Raw genomic sequence first — 18,371 nt, 5'->3', positions numbered from 1 at the left:
TCCAGGGAAGCCAAAGGTGCCCAAATGCCTTAAGATTGTTTCCAGCACGCAGGAAACCCAGTAGCTAATCCTTTGAACCAGCTCTTGGCGTTGCTATACTGGCCCCGTTTTCCTGATATGCGGCGGGGGTTCGCTGCGAGTCACTTATCCAGCTTCAAGCTCAACGAGGAGAAACATGAACAAACCCTCCAAATTCGCTCTGGCGCTCGCCTTCGCCGCCGTCACGGCCTCTGGTGTAGCTTCCGCGCAAACCGTGGACAACTGGCGCAACCCGTTCGGTAACGTTTGGAAAAACGGTACGAACGAACTGTGCTGGCGCGATGCTTTCTGGACCCCTGCCACCGGTATCCCCGGTTGCGACGGTGTCCCGGTTGCACAACAGAAGGCGAAGCCGGCCCCGATGGCGGCAAAGGTCGTGTTCAATGCTGACACGTTCTTCGACTTCGACAAGTCGACCCTGAAGCCCGAAGGTCGTCAGCTGCTGGATCAAGTCGCCCAGCAAGCTCGCGGTATCGAGCTGGAAACCATCATTGCTGTTGGCCACACCGATTCGATCGGTACTGACGCCTACAACCAGAAGCTGTCCGAGCGCCGCGCCGCTTCGGTCAAGACCTACCTGGTCAGCAAGGGTATCGACCCCAACCGTATCTACACGGAAGGTAAGGGCGAGTCGAACCCGATCGCTTCCAACAAGACGAAAGAGGGCCGCGCCCAAAACCGTCGCGTTGAAATCGAAATCGTGGGTAGCCGCAAGTAATTGCCGGACTAGCTACAATAAGGGGCCTCGCATAGCGAGGCCCTTTTTTTCGCCCGTCATGCACCAGCTTGGTGCCATGGCCTGCGGCTTGCCTCGCCCTTGCGCGTCAGCCGCCCCTCTATATATATAGCGTCGCCTTTCGCTGGACCTTCCCATGACCACGCAAATTCACGACTCCGACCGCCCTGCCGTCAACGCCGACCAAGCCGAACTGGACAAGTTCAGCGCCCTGGCCAGCCGCTGGTGGGATCCCGAAAGCGAGTTCAAGCCGCTGCATGCCATCAACCCGCTACGGCTGGAATGGATTCAGGAATGTGCGGGCAACCTGGCGGGCAAGAAAGTGCTGGACGTCGGTTGCGGCGGAGGCATCCTGGCTGAAGCCATGGCGCGCGGCGGCGCGGAAGTCACGGGTATCGACCTGGCGGACAAGTCCCTTAAAGTGGCTCGCTTGCACGGACTGGAATCGGGCGTAAAGGTGGAATACCGCAATGTGCCGGTTGAAGAGTTGGCTGTCGAACAGCCCGGCCAGTACGACGTGGTCACCTGCATGGAAATGCTGGAACACGTGCCGGACCCGGCGTCCATCGTGCGCGCCTGCTCAACGCTGGTCAAACCGGGCGGCTGGGTGTTCTTTTCGACACTGAATCGCAACGCCAAGGCCTTCCTCTTCGCTATCATTGGCGCCGAATATGTTCTGCGACTGCTGCCGCGCGGCACGCACAGCTACGACCAGTTCATCAAGCCCAGCGAACTGTCCGCCGCCGCCCGCGCCGCCCAGCTTGAGCCGGTCAGCATGCGGGGCATGGAATACAACCCGATTACACAGATCTACTCGCTGTCGTCCGACACCTCGGTCAACTACCTGATGGCTACCCGCAAATGAGCGCCCTGATCCTGTTTGATTTCGACGGCACCCTGGCCGACACCGCCCCCGACCTGGCCGCCGCCGCCAACCAGCAGCGCACGCGTCGCGGCCTGGAGCCCATGCCGTATGAAGCCTTGCGTCCGGTAGCGTCGCAAGGCGCGCGTGGCCTGCTTCGCGTGGCGCTGGACCTGGCGCCCGGCCATCCGGATTACGAGCCGACCCGCCTCCAGTTCCTGGAAGACTACGCAGCCAGCTCCACGGTGCACAGCAAGCTGTTTCCCGGCATCGAGCAATTGCTGGCGAATATTCGCGAACGCGGCCTGTCGTGGGGCATCGTCACCAATAAAGTGACGTATCTGACGCTGCCCATCGTCGAGTTCCTGGATCTGACCCGCGACAGCGCCGTGCTGGTCTGCGGCGACACCACCGCCCACGCCAAGCCGCACCCGCTGCCCCTGCAACATGCGGCTCGTGAAGCCGGGTTTGCCACGGACCGCTGCGTCTACGTGGGCGACGACCTTCGCGATATTCAGGCAGCGCACGCCGCGGGCATGCCCGCCGTGGCAGCCGCGTACGGGTACGTGGGCGAAGACGACGACATCATCAGCTGGCAGGCCGAAACCTGCGCCAATACCCCGGAAGAGCTCTGGGCCGCCATCCAACCGTTGCTGCCCAGCGACGTGCGCTGAAGCGGGCTGGTGGCGGACCCAGGGTCCGCCGCCTTTCACGACCGGCCTCACTCGATCGGCCTGTCCCGATCGGCCTGTCCCAATCGGCCTGTCCCGATCGGCGTCCCCCAATCGGCCTGTCTCGGCCGGCCTGTCCCCATCGGCCTGTCCCCATCGGCCTGTCCACATCGGCCTCTTCCTTCAGCCTCTTCCTTCAGCCTCTCCCTCAGCCTGCCTGATTCATCCCCCTTACGCGCCGCCTCCCGGTCGCCCTGCTCGCGCTGATCATCCCAAGCGTCCTGTCCGGCCCGGGGCTGCGCTGGTAATAGCGCTGGTATTAGCGCTGGTATTAGCGCTGGTATTAGTTGATCGGGGCGAACAATCTTTCCGCGCGTGCCTGCTTTATCCCGATTTCGAACTCCCTTAAAGTGTGAACCATCCCCGGCAATCAGGAACTTCCCGATAACCGACTCGGCCTTTGCCGGCGCAGGACTGCGGTTTTATCCGCCCCGCTTCCTTCACCGCACACGCATCACCGCACACGCTTTACCGCACACGCTTTACCGCACACGCCCTTCCGCAGGCGGACATAGCGCCGCCAGCAGCGCGCCACGCTAATTCCGCGGCGCATACCCGACCTTTTCGACCACAACGCCCTGCCCCCGCGCGCCGCCAGTCGGCATCGCGCTAGAGGAATGCCTATGCTTTTGCCCATCCTGCTACTTTCCGCCGCCGGTTTCACCATCCTGACCACCGAATTCCTGATCGTCGGCCTCTTGCCCGGCCTGGCCCGCGATCTGAATGTGACCGTTTCACAGGCAGGCCTGCTGGTCACGCTGTTTGCTTTCACGGTTGCCGCCACGGGTCCCTTATTGACGGCCTTGATGGCCAACGTAGAGCGCAAACGCCTGTTTATCGGCGTCTTGGCGTTGTTCGGCGTGTCAAACGCCGTAGCCGCCATGGCGCCAAACATCTGGGTCATGGCCGTGGCCCGCTTCGTGCCGGCCTTGGCTTTGCCCGTATTCTGGTCGCTGGCCAGCGCCACCGCCGTTGAACTGGTGGGCCCCGCGCGTGCCGGCCGAGCCATCTCGCTGGTCGCCTTCGGCATCGTGGCGGCCACCGTGTTCGGCATCCCGATCGGCGTGCTGATATCGGACGCTTTCGGTTGGCGTGCCGCGTTCTGGGTGCTGTCCGGCGTGGCGTTCGCCAAAGCCCTGCTGCTGCTGCTGACCTTTCCCAGCACCCGTATCCGCGCCGACAGCGTCAAGCTGGTGACACAGCTACGCATCCTGCGCGACCCGATCGTGCTGGGCCATGTTGTGCTGTCGCTGCTGGTGTTTACCGGCATGTTCACGGCCTACACCTATTTGGCCGATATGCTTGAGCGGCTGGCAGGGTTCAACGGCCAGATCGTGGGCTGGACAATGATGGCGTTTGGCGCCGTGGGCTTGATCGGCAACACGCTGGGCGGCCGCATGGTGGACCGCAGCCCCCTGGCCGCAACGGCGCTGTTTTCTTCCATGATGGCGGCCGGGCTGGTGTTCGTCGCGCCGGTGATGCAATCGCACGGTTTGCTGGCGGTGGCCCTGGGGCTCTGGGGTATCGCCCAGGCGGCGCTGTTCATTGTGTGCCACGTCCGGCTGATGAAGGCGGCTCCGCAGGCGCCGGCCTTTGCCGCGTCGCTGAATATTTCGGGCGCCAATATCGGCATCGGGCTGGGCGCCGTGGTGGGCGGCCATGTCATCGATAACTATGGGCTGGCATCGTTGGGCTGGGCGGCCGCGCTGATCGTGGCGGTTTCCGTGGGTTTGGCGCTGGCGCTGATGGCGGCTTCACGCGGCCGCGCGCCCGCGGAACCTGCGTGCGCAAACGCCGTCTAAGCCGAGTTAGACACGGGCCGAAACCGCTGTCGCCCCCACGCCACGCCTTGTTTGGCGGGCATGCGGACAGTACAGCAGGCTATGGCATTTACCAGTACAATAGAAAGTTCTTGGGGCCGATCCGGATTCGACGTGGGTCGCGAAACAACTCAGGGCATGCCGAGCACCAGTTCGCTCGTTAAACCACTGGAAACACTACAAACGCCAACGACGAGCGTTTCGCTCTCGCCGCTTAAGCGGTGAGCCGCTGCACTGATCTGTCCTTGGGTCAGGCGGAGGAAGGCAACTTCCTAGGGGGGTAACCCTCGAACCGCAGCAGCGACATTCACAAGGAATCGGTCTGCGCTGGGGTCACACGGCTCAGATTTAAATTACGTGAATCGCTTTGGTCCGGCCTGTCGGTTGGCTAAGTCCAAAGTTAAAACTAAATAAATCGACTACGCATGTAGAACTGATTGCAGAGGGCTTGCGGACGGGGGTTCAATTCCCCCCGGCTCCACCAAATACCCTTGATGCCGGTTTTTCTGATTTTCGACATTTTGATTTTCAGGAATAACGTTTTTGCCGAAAGGCACATTACTGACCGGCACTGACCGCTAGACGCAAAAAGCCGCTCGACATATCGTCGAGCGGCTTTTTCTTCTGGGATTTCCGAAACGGTTTGGCCGATCAGCCCGCCGCCTTCGTCGCTAAATGGCGGTCCAGCGCTGCACGGGCCCGCTGCGCATACGCGGGATCCGCGCGTTCATCCAGAATCTGCCCAAGGTGACGAAGCTGGCCCTCGGTAATGCCCACATTCATGCTGATGCGCATGTGCGCCTGTAACTGCGGTTCAGTGCCCGGCAGTGCCGACAGCATTGCCACCGTGGCGAGCTCCCGGCTTTGCCAATCCAGATTGTCGCGTTCAAAAATATCGCCGAACAGATGCGCACGCAGGTATTCGTTGGCGACGGGTGCGAAGTCGAACAGCGGCCCCGCCACCTCCCCGCCCGACAGCTTGGTTTGATTGGCGGTGCCCGCCGCAAGCAAGGCGTCGCCTTTCGGGATGGGACGGCTGGGTTCGGTGCCGGGTGCGTCGTTGATGCCGCGCTGCTTGCGCGCCTGTTGCACTTTCATCAACTCGCCCAGGGCGTTCAGGCTGCGCGGGAATCCGGCGTACGCGTAAAGCTGCACCAGCACTTCCTTGGCGTCGCTAAGCGTCATGCCGGCATCCAAGCCTTGATTTAAAGCGGCGTTCAGCTTGCCCAGGTCGCCGGCGGCTGCAAAAGCCGCAATCGGCACAATCGCTTGTTGACGGATAGAAAGCGTCTGGTCGGTAAGCGAAGACGCGGTTTGTGCGGGGGACATGGGTGGGGACTCCTGTGGATTCGCGGCGGACCGGGCGGTCGGGGTGGGCGGCGCGGTCGGGGTGGGCGGAGCAGCCTGGACGCCCGTGCAAGCCAGGCTCAGGCTCATCGCCAATGCGCGGCCATAACCCCGCGTAGCGGCGGATTTAGCGCGCGTTATATTGTTCATCGCTGACTTTTTCCATCCAGGTCACGTTCTTGCCTTGAGCCGTGCCGGTGACCGCAAGGTGGGTCATCGCGGTGTGGGGCGCCGCGCCGTGCCAGTGCTTGACATTGGGCGGGCACCAGACCACGTCGCCTGGGCGTATCTCCTGCACGGGGCCGCCCCATTCCTGAGTGAGGCCCACGCCCGACACCACGACCAGGCGTTGGCCCGCGGGGTGCGTATGCCAGGCGGAACGCGAACCGGGCTCGAAGGTGACCAAGCCCCCCGACGCGTTGATGTGCGCGTCGGCCGGCCAGACCGGATCCACCCGCACAGGTCCGGTGAAGTAATCCTCGGGTCCGGCCATCGAAGGCTGACTGCCCGCGCGCGTTAGCTGTTGGCTGCCTTTGGCCGGCTTGGATTCGAGCGCTTCGGCGGGGCCCGCGCCGCTCGCAGGGCCCGCGGAACCCGCGGAACCCGTGTGCAGCGCCGCCAGACAGATGGCTGTTTTACAAAGCGTGTTCATGGATGGGTCCTGTTCTGTGTTGGAAAGGCGGCGCAATGCCGTTGCGCCGATCGCTTTTTCACACTGTATGATCCGAACCATTAGCTGAGAAGACTGCAAAATACGCACACACCGGTGTACAAAATTCACCAATGGCGAAAGAAAACCTGAACGACCTGCAAGCTTTCGTGGCCGTGGCTCGCGAACGCAGCTTTACCCGGGCGGCTGCGCAACTGGGCGTGTCGCGCTCTGCGCTCAGCCATGCCATGCTTGCCCTGGAAGCGCGCCTGGGCGTGCGCCTATTGACGCGCACCACCCGCAGCGTTTCCACCACCGAGGCCGGCAAGCGGCTGCTGGACGTGCTGGCGCCCAGGCTTGGCGAGATCGAGCAGGAACTGGCTTCGCTGAGCGCGATGCGTGACAAACCAGCCGGCACGGTGCGCATCACGGCGCACGACCACGCCATCGCCACGGTGCTTTGGCCACGGTTGGCGCCCTTGCTGAAGCAATATCCCGACATCCAGATCGAGTTCAGCGTGGATTACGCGTTCACGGATATTGCCGCGCATCGTTTTGATGCGGGCGTGCGCGTGGGCAACCGGGTGGATAAGGACATGATCGCGGTACGCATCGCGCCCGAACTGCGCATGGCTGTAGCGGGATCTCCGGAGTATCTGGCGGGCAAGCCGCTGCCGACCACACCGCATGAGCTGACCGAGCATCGCTGCGTGAACTTGCGCCTTCCCACCCATGGCGGCCTGTATGCCTGGGATTTTGAAAAGAATGGGCAGGCTTTGAATGTCCGCGTTGATGGCCAGACCGTGTTCAACAACACCTTCCTGATGCTGCAAGCGGCGCTGGACGGTCTGGGCCTGGCGTACGTTCCGTTTGACTTGATGAAGCCGCATATCGACAGCGGCCGCCTGATCCCGGTGCTTGAGGATTGGTGGCCCCAATTTCCCGGCTACCACCTCTACTACGCCAGCCGACGCCAGATCTCGCCTGCGCTGGCGCTCGTGATCGAAGCGCTGCGTTACCGGGCCGACGACGCGCAGCCGTAGCGCCGCCCCGCAGCAAACCCTTCCTCGCCAGCTCACAAAGTTGGCTTTTTTGCGTCTTAAGAACGGGCCATGACACCTCGCGGTCGTCGTCCCCTGCGTCTCGGAATATTGCAGTTACAGACATAATCCGTCACATATTACGAATACTTTCACGACATAATGGACGCCACCACGCTCTGGGGAGGGTCATCTTGTGATGAAAGTCCTATCCATCTTTGGGACCCGTCCCGAAGCGATCAAGATGGCACCGCTGGTCACCGCGCTTGGCAAAGAGCCACAGATACAGAGCGTGGTTTGCGTGACCGGCCAGCACCGCGAGATGTTGGACCAGGTCCTGGCGCTGTTTGACCTGCGCGCCCAGCACGACCTGGACGTCATGGTCCCCAACCAAACGCTCAACGGCCTGTATGCGCGGCTGATCGCAAGCGTGGACAGGGTACTGGACGCGGAGCAGCCCGACTGCGTACTGGTGCACGGCGACACCAGCACTGCGTCGGCGTGTGCGCTGGCATCTTTCCACCGGCGCGTGCGCATCGGCCACGTCGAAGCCGGTTTGCGCACCGGCAATCTGGCGATGCCGTTCCCGGAAGAGATGAACCGGCGCGTCGTCGATGCCGTGGGCGATTGGTTGTTTGCCCCCACGGCGCAATCGCGCGCCAACCTGATGCGCGAAAACCTTGCCGGAAAAATCACCGTAACGGGCAACACCGTGATCGACGCCCTGGCGATGACCTGCGCCAAGCTGGACCCGGCCGGGCCGCTCGCACAAGGTCTGGACGCGCGCTACGACTGGTTGGACCCCAAGCGGCGCCTGCTGCTGGTCACCGGCCATCGACGCGAGAGTTTCGGCGGCGGCTTCAAGAACATTTGCGCGGCGCTGGCGGAACTGGCGCGCCGCAATGATTTGCAGATTGTGTACCCGGTGCATCTGAACCCGCAGGTGCGCAATGTGGTCATGACGGACCTGGCCGGGCTGTCGCATGTCCATCTGATCGATCCCCTGGATTACCTGGATTTCGTGTGGTTCATGCAGCGCGCCCATCTCATCCTGACGGATTCGGGTGGCGTGCAGGAAGAGGCGCCCTATCTGGGCAAGCCGGTCCTGGTGATGCGTGACGTGACCGAGCGCCCCGAGGCCGTGGAAGCCGGCACGGTGGCCCTGGTGGGCACCGACACGCGGCGGATCGTGACCCAGGTCAACCGGCTGCTGGACGACGCCGACCAGCACGCCTCGTTCTCACGGCGCATCAACCCCTACGGCGACGGCCGCGCCAGCCAGCGCATCGTGGACGCGCTATGCGGGCGGGAGGTTTCCGAGTTCGATCCGTACCGGGACGCCAACGCGCCCTTGCCCTGACGTAACGCCCCTGCCCCGATCCATAGCCCCGATCAATAGCCCTGAACAGAAGCCCGATCAGCCATCCCGAGCCGTTGCCTTAATCGGCCCGACCTTATTCGCGACGCATTCCGCCCCGGAGCCCCCAATGCACCCCAGCGCCCTGCCCGTCCCCGTTGCCCGAGTCCTTTGCCATGCCTTGATGATGGCGGGGTTGGCCATGCCGCTAAGCAGCCTGGCCAGCCCGGCCGGCGATGCGTTGCGGCGCTTGCAGGGCGACGGCTGGATCACGCGCGACACCACCTTGCTGGACCTGGGCGTCAAGGACCCCGTCGTGCTGAGCAACAGCGATGCACGCCAGGAGTTCTATCTGCCCGTGCCGCGCGGCGTGCCGATCTCGGACGCCACACTGACGTTTGATGCCAGATATGCCAAGGGCGAGGCCGGCCGGACCACCTTGGTGCTGTGGCTGGACGGCGTGCCGCAAACGGCGGAGCGCATCGCCGATGGCGACGGGTCGGTCACACGCAGCCTGAACGTTGATAACCGCAACCGCGAGTCCGGCTTCTTGCGCCTGGGCGTGGACTGGCAATCTGAGATCGCGCTGCGCCACTGCGAAAGCAACCGCGCCACCGCCAATGCGCTGGTCATTTCACCGCAAACGCACCTGAGCTATCGCTACGACGCCTCGGCCATCGGCAATCTGGACGACGCGTGGGGCACGCTGCCCGGCAAGCCAGTGCTGATGGTGGCGGGCGCCAAGCTGGACCAGCAGGCCTTCGACAGCGCCTGGCGCCTGGGGGTGGCGTTGGAAAGGTCGGGCAAGCGCGTCGCGGTTCGTGCGTTCCCATCGGTAGGCGACGAGGTCGATACGCGGGGCTTGCAAGCACCGGCGGGGCTGGAACAGGTTGCGGCATTTGCCGCCGTTGCCAACAAGCCTGCGCACAAACTGGCCGGCCCGGCGGAAATCGGCGCGCTGCTGGTGTTGGGCGCCCCCGCCGTCAGCGGCGACGTCGTGATTGCCGACGCCGCGCTGCGGGGCCGCTATAACGAAGCGCTGGATGCGCTGGCCGCGCAGCTTGCCGGCGACACCGATGCGGCCGCCGCCTTCAAGACCTGGCGCCAGGCGCGCATGCCGCTGGCAGGCACCGACCTGCCCTCGGGCGATATCCGTTTGCTGCCGCTGGGCCGGCAGGCCGTCATCGCCGTGGCGGCGGATGCCGGCGCGCAAGCGGCGGGCGCGTTCGACAGCGCATGGCGCCGCATCCTGGTCACACGGCAGGTCAACGTCAAAACGGCCACCTCGCCGCAGGCTTCCGACGACGGCGCCGTGCGCCTGACCACGCTGGGCGGATCGGCGACCAGCTTCGACGTCGTGGCGCGTGGCGACTGGACCACCACTTTCCCGCTGGGGACCGTGTCCTCGGACGGCCTGATGCCCGACGAGCTTGTGCTGGACCTGGCGGCGGCCCCCGGCGCATCGTCGACGCGGCCCGTGGCATCGGTGTTCTGGAACGGCATCTTGCTGGCCGCCCGGCAGATGGATGCCGACGGCAAACCCGAGCGCCTGACGGCGCGCGTGCCCGGCTATGCCCTGGGGGTGACCAATGCGCTGCGCGTCCAGTTCCAACGCCAGCCCGTATCGGTCGACTGCAACGAAATTCCCCAGGGCTACCCGGTAAACGTGCTGCCCACCAGCTACGTAAAGCCCGGCAAGCCGCAGCCGGACGGCACCTTTGTGGGGCTGTTGCCGCTGATGGCCGGCAACCCGCAAGTGATCATTCCGGACAGCTACCTGGCCGACGCGCCAGACAACATCAAGCGGGTGATCGGCATCGCTTCGGCAAGCGGCGTGTCGCCCACGCGCGCGGAATTATCGGTGGCGCCGGCAGGCCAGCCGTTCAAGCCGGCCCGCGCCTTCCTGGCCATGGAAGTGCCGGTGGACGGCGCCAAGCCCATGGTCCAGGTCACCGACCGCAAGCAATTGAAGGTGGATGGCCGCAACGCAAGCTGGCTGGACATCTCCGGGCTGGACCACCTGAGCACCGCCGAAGTGGTGCGCGGCAATGGCCAGGACGGTGTGCTTTGGCACACCGTGGGCCAACACCCGGGCATGCTGGACGCGCCTTTCGTGCTGAACCGCGGCAACGTGGCCGTCGTCGGCGTCAACGGACCGATTGCTTGGATAGACAGCGCCAACCCGCAAGCCAGCAACCCCGCGGGCCCCGGAGGCAGCGCGTTCTTCGAATGGCGCCGCTACATCGCCTGGAGCGTGCCGGCGATCAGCGTAGCGCTGCTGGTCCTGATATTGATCCTGATCGTGGCGCGGCGCGTGGGCCGCAAGAAGAACCGCGGCAACCCGTAAGCCGGACACCGCCATGTCTACGCTTTATTGGCCGTATTTCATCGCGGACTATTACCGCGGGCTGGAAGTGGTGACCGCCGTCGTGGGGGTCATCATCCTGCTGTCCAGCCTGGATGATCTGTTCATCGACGCCTGGTTCTGGCTGCGCGAGCTGCGCCGTTCGCTGACCGTCAAGCGACGCTACACCGCGCTGTCCGCCGAGGCGTTGCGCGCCAAGCCCGAACAGCCGCTGGCAATCATGGTGCCTGCCTGGCTGGAGTACGACGTGATCTCGTCGATGCTTGAAACCATGGTGTCCACGCTGGAATACAAGGACTACATGATCTTCGCGGGCACCTACCAGAACGACCAGCGCACCATCGACGAAGTCGAGCGGATGCGGCGGCGTTACCGCAAGCTGATCCGCGTCGAAGTGCCGCACGACGGGCCTACCTGCAAGGCCGATTGCCTGAACTGGATCGTGCAGGCCATCTTCGCGCAGAACGCGAAGCAGCCGGTGCCATTTGCCGGCGTCATCCTGCACGACAGCGAAGACGTGCTGCATCCGCTGGAGCTCAAGTACTACAACTATCTGCTACCGCGCATCGACTTCATCCAGCTGCCGGTCACGTCGCTGGAACGTCACTGGCACGAGCTGGTGGCCGGCACCTACATGGACGAATTCGCCGAATGGCACACCAAGGACCTCGTGGTGCGCGAGAGCTTGTCGAAGATGGTGCCGTCCGCCGGCGTGGGCACCTGCTTCTCGCGACGCGCGCTGGAGGAGCTGGCGGCCGAAACCAACAACCAGCCGTTCAATACCGACACGCTGACGGAGGACTACGACATCGGGGCGCGGTTGGCGCAGCGCGGCATGAAGCAGATCTTCGGCAAGTTCGAAGTGGAATACGTCACGCGCCGCCGCTCGTGGTTCGGCCTGGGGCCAGAAAGAGTTTCCACGATCCGCATGCCGCTGGGCGTGCGTGAGTATTTTCCGAACACGTTTCGCACCGCGTACCGGCAAAAGGCGCGCTGGACATTGGGCATCGGTTTGCAGGGGTGGCAACAGGTGGGCTGGACCGGGTCCCTGGCCAATCGGTACTTGCTGTTTCGGGACCGCAAGGGTCTGGTGACGTCCTTTATCGCCATCCTGGCCTACGTGTTGCTGGCGAACTTCTTCGTGTTCTTCCTGGCCGATAAATTTGGATGGTGGAAGGTGTACTACCCGTCGTATTTCCGGCCCGGAGGATGGTTGGTGATTTTGATGTGGCTCAACGCCGTGGCGCTGCTGCTTCGCGTTGTGCAGCGCGCGTACTTCGTCGGGCGCATGTATGGCTGGGAACACGCGGTGCTGTCGATTCCCCGCATGATCGTGGGCAACTTCATCAACGCCATGGCCGCGGCGCGCGCATGGCGCCTGTTCATCGCACACCTGATTACGGGCAAGCGACTGGCATGGGACAAGACCATGCACGACTTCCCCAGCACGGACCAGTTATCGCAGCAACGCCAGCGGCTTGGCGAATTGTTGTTGTCCTGGCAGGCCATTGACCAGGACACGCTGGCGCGCGCGCTTGAGATCCAGGCGCGCGAAAAAAAGCCGTTGGGACAGATCCTGACCGAGCAAGGCTGGTTGGACGAAGGCACGCTAAGCGAAGCCATCGACTTTCAACAATCAGGACAGGCGACCACACCGCCGCACTCCAAAGACAAACCCGCGCCGACATGACACCGTTGACCCGTTCGCTGATTCTGTCCGCCGCCCTGGCCGGCATGGGGGTTGCGCCGCCAGCCAGCGCGCAAAGCGCCACGCCCGCCACCGCGAAAACGGAAGCGCCGCTGGAAGGCGCCGCGTTTCGGTTCGCCGAAGAGGCTTACAAGAATTTCGATGCCGGCAACTATGAGCTGGCTGCGCGGCAGGCCGCATCGGCCATTGTGCTGCGCCCGGACGTGGAACGCTTGCACCTGCTGCGAATCTACGCGCTGCAAAAACAAGGCAAGCTGAAAGAAGCCGACCAGGCCGCCGCCGACGCCATCAAGGAAGGCATCGATACGCCAGCGTTACGGCAGGCCCGCGCCAATCTGCGCGCGGCACCGCCAGCCGCCTCGGCTTCCACGCCCGCCCCGGCGACCGTGCCTGGGCCAGGGCCGGGGCCCGGTACTGCTGCCGCCACCGCGCCCGGCTCCGCATCGGCCGCTGCATCGGCCTCTGCATCGCCTGCCGCATCCCCCGCCGCCTCGGCCTACCGTCGCGGCTATCCCATCGCCACACGCGCCTACGCCGACTACAAGCGCGGCGACTATGCCGCTGCCGCAAGCGGCGCCGAGCGCGCATTTCGCATCGACCCCAAGCAAGGCGCCTGGGCCATGCTGTGGCTGGACGCGTTGGAAGCGCAGAACCAATACGCCCAGGCCGACGCCGCCATCGACCGCGCAATTGCGCTGGGCGCTCCGAACAAAAAGGATCTGGCTGCTCGGCGCCAGACGATGGCAGCGCGCATGGCCGCCAAACAGGCCGACGCCGCCTACCAGGCATTAAGCAACAACCGTGTGGATGATGCCGTGCCGTTGGCGCGCCAGGCCGTGGCGGCGTCACCCAACACCGCCAGCTATCGCATGCTGCTGATAACGGCGCTGATGCAAAGCGACCGCCTGGCCGAAGCCGAAGCGGCCGCCACCGACGCCATCAACGCCACCGCAGGCGCCGAAGCCCCCGGCGTCACTGGCGTCACCGGTGTCACCAACGCCACCGGGGTCACCAACGCCACCGTCGGCGCCGAAGCCACCCCCGCCCCCCGCGCGCGCAGCGGCAACACCACGGCACTGGTCATGCGCGGCTACCTGCGCCAGCGCCAAGGCAAGACCGATCTGGCGAACGCGGACTTTGACGCGGCGCTCAAGCAAGGACAATTAACCGAAGCCCAGCGCCGCAACGTCCGGCTGCTGGCCGCCGATGCCGCATTGGCCGGCGGCGAAAATGCCCGCGCGCTGGCTTTGATGACGCCATTGGGCAACCAGGACAACGCCGCCGATGCGCGGATAAAACGTGCGCGTTCCCGGCCCGCCGTGCCCGCCACGCTGACGCTGGCCAATTACCCCGCGCCTGTCCAGGACTGCCGCAACACATCGCCCGGCGCCTACTGCGAACTGCTGCCGTCCGACGCGGTCGGCAGCGGCGGCCCCGCCGCGCGGGCCTATGCCGCCTATGCGCGCGAAGATTATGCCGAAGCCATCGCTCAGGCCCGCCTGGCCGTCGAGCAAGACCCGGCCAACCCGGAATACCAGCGGCTGTTGACCACCACGCTTGCGGCCGGCAAAGGCGCACAGCTGGCCGAGGCCCATCAACGCATGACCGACGCGCTGGTGGCGCAACCCAACGACCCCACGCTGCTGATGCAGCGCGGCTACTTGCGCCAACGTATGAAGCAGCCGGCCCTGGCATTGCAAGACTTCCAGGCCGCGCGCGCCACCGGCAAGGCGCCGCCCACGGTGATCCTGGACGAAGGTTATGCGCGCGCCGGCGCGGGCGACAAGCGCGGCGCGGTGGCGGATTTAAAGCACGCTATCGATGAAGCCGATGCCGGCAAACTGGAACTGACACCGCAGCAGCGCTTCGACACGCGCAGCGGCGTTGCCGAGTTGTCGCGCGAATGGGGCGGCTATGTGTCCGCCGGCTATCGCGGCGCACGGCCGGCGTCCTCCGGGCTGGGCGGCGCGGCAATCACGGTGCCTGGCGACGCCGTCTTCAGCACGGCCGAGATCTTCTGGCGCCCGGCTGACTTCCTGAATTCGGCCACACAGACCTTCGAGTTGTATGGCCGCTTTTCCAACACTTTGTATGACAAAGGCGGCAAGACTACGGGCCAGACCGTCGCCGACCCATGCGGGGGCAGCATCGATGTCGCAGAGACCCGCAACGAAGGCATCGCGGGCTTGCCCACGACGGTCGGGTCGCTGGGCATGCGCTTCACGCCATCCACCGAGGTGGGCCTGACGTTCGGCATCGAACGGCAGTTCAACCTGGGCACCGCCACGCGCCAGGGCACGTTCAGCCCCGCACCGGCGGCCCTGCGTTGCGCGCTGAATCAGACGAATCAATCGCCCCACTACCAGACCACGGCGGACAACGGCGCGTGGCTGGCCTACATCACCTATGGCTTGTACGAAGGCACGAACCTGCGCATCGACCGCCCCGACTGGTTCACGATGGAAGGCTATTTGCAGGGCGGCTATTCCTGGCAGGACATGCCCGCAAAATTCTGGCTGCGTGACAACGCCACCGGCGAAGACGGCGACAAGGTCTCGGGCCGCATGAAACGCGACCAGGCGTTTGGCGCCGGTGAATTGCGAGTGGGCCGCAGCTATCGGATGGATGCCATCAGCGACCGGCTGGTGTTCTTTCCGTATGCGGTCGTGGGCGCCGACTGGCTGTGGAACAAGAACCGCGCCTCCTTCAACATCCAAGGCGATTCATATTCCATCGACCAACAAGGCAATGGCTCGTCATGGTCACTGGGCGCGGGCCCCGGCTTCAACGTGCGTTACTGGTTCCGTGAAGACCACTACAACGCGCCACGATCCTATCTGGACCTGACCACGCAGTACCGTTTCAACATCGGCGGGGGCGCGGCCGACCGGGCGCGCGGGCTGTTCATCAACCTGACGCTGTCGTACTAGACGCGCGCGTCCAGCCAGGCGCGCATCAGCGCCCGCGCCTCGGGCGTGTTGTCGATGACCCAGGGGTCAATCGCAAACGCCACCACCCGCTTGGCGCCATAGCCACGCGCGACTTCCCACTGTTGCTTGACGCGATCGAAGTCCGCCGAGCGTGCCTTGAAGGTCGAGCCGTCGGTGCTGCCCGAGGGCAGTTCTTCGAACAGTTCCAGGACCAGATCGAACGATGCGCGGCGCGCCAGCAGCATGTCATGCAGCGGCGCAAGCGCCTGGTAGTTGGCCAGGCCGGACACGCCCACGCCATCCTGGATCATGGGATGAATCGCCACCTGGTCCAGGATGGCGCTCCACAGGTTCATCAGCGAACCGTCGGTGGGCAGGCGGGAATGGTAGGTGGAAATACAGGGCGGGCGCCCCCGGCTGGTGTCCTGCGCCGCGCGCGACAAGGCGTCCAGCCACGGCATCAGCAACGCTTGCCGCGCGGCAGAGGCCCAGTTGTATTGTTCCAACTCGTAGGGCAGGTACCACCCACGAAACGACCTGCGCTTGGGCCAGGGCGCGGCCTGCATGTAGGCCACGCCGCGCGTGCGGGTGTGGTCCAGGTAGGCTGCCAATGCCCGCGGGTTGGCGTTGCCCAGCATCTCCCACCAGCGTTGGTCGTAAGGCAGGCCCACATGCACGCCCAGGCCCTGGTGTTCGGCCTCGTCGAAAATCATGCGCAGCGTGGCATCGGACGCCATCCAGTCGTCAGGGCGTCCGCCTTCCAGGCCGACCCATTGCAGGAAGATCTCGCGGCATCCCAGGCGCCGATAGGCGGACAGCCGCACGCGCCAGTCTTCAGGCGTCAAATCCAGATGGCTGCGCCACAGTTGCAGAAACGTGGCGTTCAAGGACAGGGGTGGCGCACAGGCGGCCAAGGGCGCCAGCGCGCCCACGGCCAGCGCCTGCAACAGGCGCCGGCGGGTGGGAGAGGAAAGCGGTTGACGTATCAGGGGTAAGCCCGTCCCGCCGGGTCAGCCCCGATTGCCGAACATGCCGGACAACGAGGCCAGCAGATCGGTCGGGTTGAAATCCTGGCCAGGCTGGACCTCGCCTTGCGGCGTGGCCTTGTCCACCAGTTGCGGCAACAGCGACGACAGCGAGCCCAGCACCGAATCGGTGTCCTGCCCGGTCTTGGCGGCCAGTTCGTTGACGACGCCCGGGTCCAGCACGGCGCCCAGCTGGTCGGGACTGACGGGCAGGTTCTGCCCCGTGCCCACCCAAGACGCCACGATTTCGCTCAAGCCGCCCTTCTGAAAGCTGGCGATCAGGCCAGTAAGACCACCCGGATATTTGTTCAATTGTTCGATCAGCGCCGGCAGCAGCGATGCCGAGCCTCCTTGCTGACCGCCGCCGGCCATCGAGGCCAAGGTATCCAACAAGCTCATCGCGGTGCTCCTGAAAAGTGGGAAAACCAGTATAGGGCCGGGACCGGCGCGCGGCATGTCAAGGCGGTTACCCGAGGCCGGATCTTTGCAAAACTTGTAAATCGGGCCGCTGGGCGGGATCAACGCGGCAGAGTGGGCGCCTGGGATGCCTGTGACGCCCGCAGCGCCCGTAGCGCTTTCTGGCCCGCGCGCCCGTCGGCGGGCAGCCCCAGTTCACGTTGGGCGGCTTGCAAGGCCTGACGCGTGCGGGTGCCCACCATCCCATCGGGTTCGCCCACGTCATAGCCCTTGGCGATCAACAAGCGTTGCAGTTCGCGGCGTTCCGCCCGCGACAGCCCCGGGTCGTCGGTGGGCCAGGCTTGCAGCAGCGGGCCGCCGCCGCGCAAGCGGTCCGACAGATGGGCGATGGCCAGGGCATAGCTTTCGGCCGCGTTGTACGAATACAGCGCATCGAAATTGCGAGTTACGAGAAACGCGGGGCCTTTCCTGCCGGCCGGCAGCAGCAGGCCGACGGGCGTATCGCCCGCGGGCAGCGCTTGCCCGTCCGCGCGGGTCACGCCTTGTTTTGCCCACGCGGACATTGCCCGTTTGTTCTTGCGCCCCGCCCCGGCCGTATCCAGCGCGGCGGGCAGGCGGACTTCATAGCCCCAGACCAATTGCGGATTCCAGCCGGCGCGTTTCAGGAAGTTGGCGGTTGAGGCCAGTGCGTCGGGCACGCTGTCGACCAGGTCGCGGCGGCCGTCGCCATCAAAATCCACGGCCAGCCGCAGATAGGTCGACGGCATGAACTGCGTTTGACCAAATGCGCCGGCCCACGAACCCACCAGGCGCTCCGGCGCGATGTGTTCGTCCTGGATGATTTTCAGCGTCGAAAAAAACTCGCCTCGGAAATACGCTTGCCGCCGGCCAAAGCACGACAGCGTGGACAGGGACGTCAACAAGGGGCGCCCGCCCAGCGTACGGCCGAAGTTGCTCTCCACACCCCAGACCGCCGCGATGGTGGCTGGGTCTACCTGGTAGCGCGACGCCGCACGCGCCAGGTCAGCCTGCCAGCGCGCCATGCCCGCCTGCCCGTCCGCCACGCGCTCGTCATCCACCAGGCCCGCCATGTAGTCCCAGATGGGCGTCTTGAATTCGGGCTGTGCATCCAGCAGATCGATGACCGCCATGTCGGGCGACAAGCCCGCCGTATGGGTGTCGAAGGTGGCGGCGGACACGCCCGCTTTCTGCGCGGGGCCGCGCAGCTGCGACAGGCAGGCGGCGTAAGGGTCGGCCGCCTGGGCGCCGAAAGCAGGCACGGCAAGCGCCGCGCAGCAAAGTGCCCGGGCCAGGGCGGATGTGGTCGGTAAGGACACTTTCATGT

At 64.8% G+C, this 18,371-nt stretch carries 14 protein-coding genes and 1 other RNA gene; 10 read left to right on the top strand and 5 right to left on the bottom strand.

Annotation, left to right across the window (positions count from 1 at the left end; genetic code table 11):
* The first annotated feature begins 175 nt into the window (after positions 1-175).
* The 5 genes from ompA to ssrA all read left to right on the top strand — a co-directional run bounded on the left by ompA (position 176) and on the right by ssrA (position 4,672).
* Positions 176-757 (top strand): outer membrane protein OmpA, encoded by a 582-nt coding sequence (gene ompA / locus KYT87_RS07300; RefSeq protein ID WP_006225153.1) that lies wholly within the window; start codon positions 176-178, stop codon positions 755-757.
* Between the two features lie 154 nt (positions 758-911).
* Positions 912-1,640 (top strand): bifunctional 2-polyprenyl-6-hydroxyphenol methylase/3-demethylubiquinol 3-O-methyltransferase UbiG, encoded by a 729-nt coding sequence (gene ubiG, locus KYT87_RS07295; RefSeq protein WP_046802720.1) that lies wholly within the window; start codon positions 912-914, stop codon positions 1,638-1,640.
* Positions 1,637-2,311 carry an HAD-IA family hydrolase gene (locus tag KYT87_RS07290; RefSeq protein ID WP_046802719.1) on the top strand — a complete coding sequence of 225 codons (675 nt, stop codon included), beginning with the start codon at positions 1,637-1,639 and terminating at the stop codon, positions 2,309-2,311. Before ubiG ends, KYT87_RS07290 begins: the two co-directional genes overlap by 4 nt.
* A 680-nt stretch (positions 2,312-2,991) precedes the next feature.
* On the top strand, positions 2,992-4,170 hold the full coding sequence (locus tag KYT87_RS07285; protein ID WP_219991932.1) for an MFS transporter: 1,179 nt from the start codon (positions 2,992-2,994) through the stop codon (positions 4,168-4,170).
* A gap of 112 nt (positions 4,171-4,282) precedes the next feature.
* Positions 4,283-4,672, top strand: a transfer-messenger RNA (tmRNA) gene (gene ssrA / locus KYT87_RS07280).
* A 167-nt stretch (positions 4,673-4,839) separates the two neighbouring features.
* Here ssrA and KYT87_RS07275 read toward each other — a convergent pair.
* Both KYT87_RS07275 and KYT87_RS07270 read right to left on the bottom strand, forming a co-directional pair.
* Positions 4,840-5,517: a carboxymuconolactone decarboxylase family protein gene (locus KYT87_RS07275; protein ID WP_046802717.1), complete on the bottom strand. Its 678-nt coding sequence runs from the start codon at positions 5,515-5,517 to the stop codon at positions 4,840-4,842.
* A gap of 145 nt (positions 5,518-5,662) precedes the next feature.
* On the bottom strand, positions 5,663-6,187 hold the full coding sequence (locus KYT87_RS07270; RefSeq protein ID WP_046802716.1) for a cupin domain-containing protein: 525 nt from the start codon (positions 6,185-6,187) through the stop codon (positions 5,663-5,665).
* A 131-nt stretch (positions 6,188-6,318) separates the two neighbouring features.
* Between KYT87_RS07270 and KYT87_RS07265 the strand changes: the two genes are divergently transcribed.
* The 5 genes from KYT87_RS07265 (at position 6,319) to KYT87_RS07245 (ending at position 15,584) form a co-directional block, all read left to right on the top strand.
* Entirely contained in the window at positions 6,319-7,227 is a 909-nt protein-coding gene (locus tag KYT87_RS07265) for a LysR family transcriptional regulator (RefSeq protein ID WP_219991931.1), read from the top strand.
* Positions 7,228-7,423: 196 nt separating this feature from the next.
* A complete protein-coding gene (gene wecB, locus KYT87_RS07260) occupies positions 7,424-8,584 on the top strand; it encodes a non-hydrolyzing UDP-N-acetylglucosamine 2-epimerase (RefSeq protein ID WP_304505148.1) in 1,161 nt (386 codons plus the stop codon).
* A 127-nt stretch (positions 8,585-8,711) separates the two neighbouring features.
* A complete protein-coding gene (locus tag KYT87_RS07255) occupies positions 8,712-10,928 on the top strand; it encodes a cellulose biosynthesis cyclic di-GMP-binding regulatory protein BcsB (RefSeq protein ID WP_219991929.1) in 2,217 nt (738 codons plus the stop codon).
* 13 nt (positions 10,929-10,941) lie between these two features.
* Positions 10,942-12,636: a glycosyl transferase family protein gene (locus KYT87_RS07250; protein ID WP_219991928.1), complete on the top strand. Its 1,695-nt coding sequence runs from the start codon at positions 10,942-10,944 to the stop codon at positions 12,634-12,636.
* The gene (locus KYT87_RS07245) at positions 12,633-15,584 is read left to right on the top strand and encodes a bacteriophage N4 adsorption protein A (RefSeq protein WP_219991927.1); all 2,952 of its coding nucleotides are present in this window, start codon (positions 12,633-12,635) and stop codon (positions 15,582-15,584) included. The genes KYT87_RS07250 and KYT87_RS07245 overlap by 4 nt, the downstream gene beginning before the upstream one ends.
* Here KYT87_RS07245 and KYT87_RS07240 read toward each other — a convergent pair.
* From KYT87_RS07240 to KYT87_RS07230, 3 genes are all read right to left on the bottom strand, one after another.
* Positions 15,581-16,531 (bottom strand): DUF4434 domain-containing protein, encoded by a 951-nt coding sequence (locus tag KYT87_RS07240; RefSeq protein ID WP_104143122.1) that lies wholly within the window; start codon positions 16,529-16,531, stop codon positions 15,581-15,583. The genes KYT87_RS07245 and KYT87_RS07240 overlap by 4 nt on opposite strands.
* A gap of 63 nt (positions 16,532-16,594) precedes the next feature.
* Positions 16,595-17,008, bottom strand: a complete 414-nt coding sequence (locus KYT87_RS07235; RefSeq protein ID WP_104143120.1) for a YidB family protein — start codon at positions 17,006-17,008, stop codon at positions 16,595-16,597.
* 119 nt (positions 17,009-17,127) lie between these two features.
* Positions 17,128-18,369 carry a lytic murein transglycosylase gene (locus KYT87_RS07230; RefSeq protein ID WP_143215210.1) on the bottom strand — a complete coding sequence of 414 codons (1,242 nt, stop codon included), beginning with the start codon at positions 18,367-18,369 and terminating at the stop codon, positions 17,128-17,130.
* Positions 18,370-18,371 lie beyond the last annotated feature (2 nt).

It is taken from the genome of Achromobacter sp. ES-001, assembly GCF_019448355.1.
GTDB classification, from domain to species: domain Bacteria; phylum Pseudomonadota; class Gammaproteobacteria; order Burkholderiales; family Burkholderiaceae_B; genus Achromobacter; species Achromobacter spanius_B.
The sequence above is the reverse complement of the archived record's forward strand: the minus strand, read 5'-3'. Positions and strand labels throughout refer to the sequence as shown.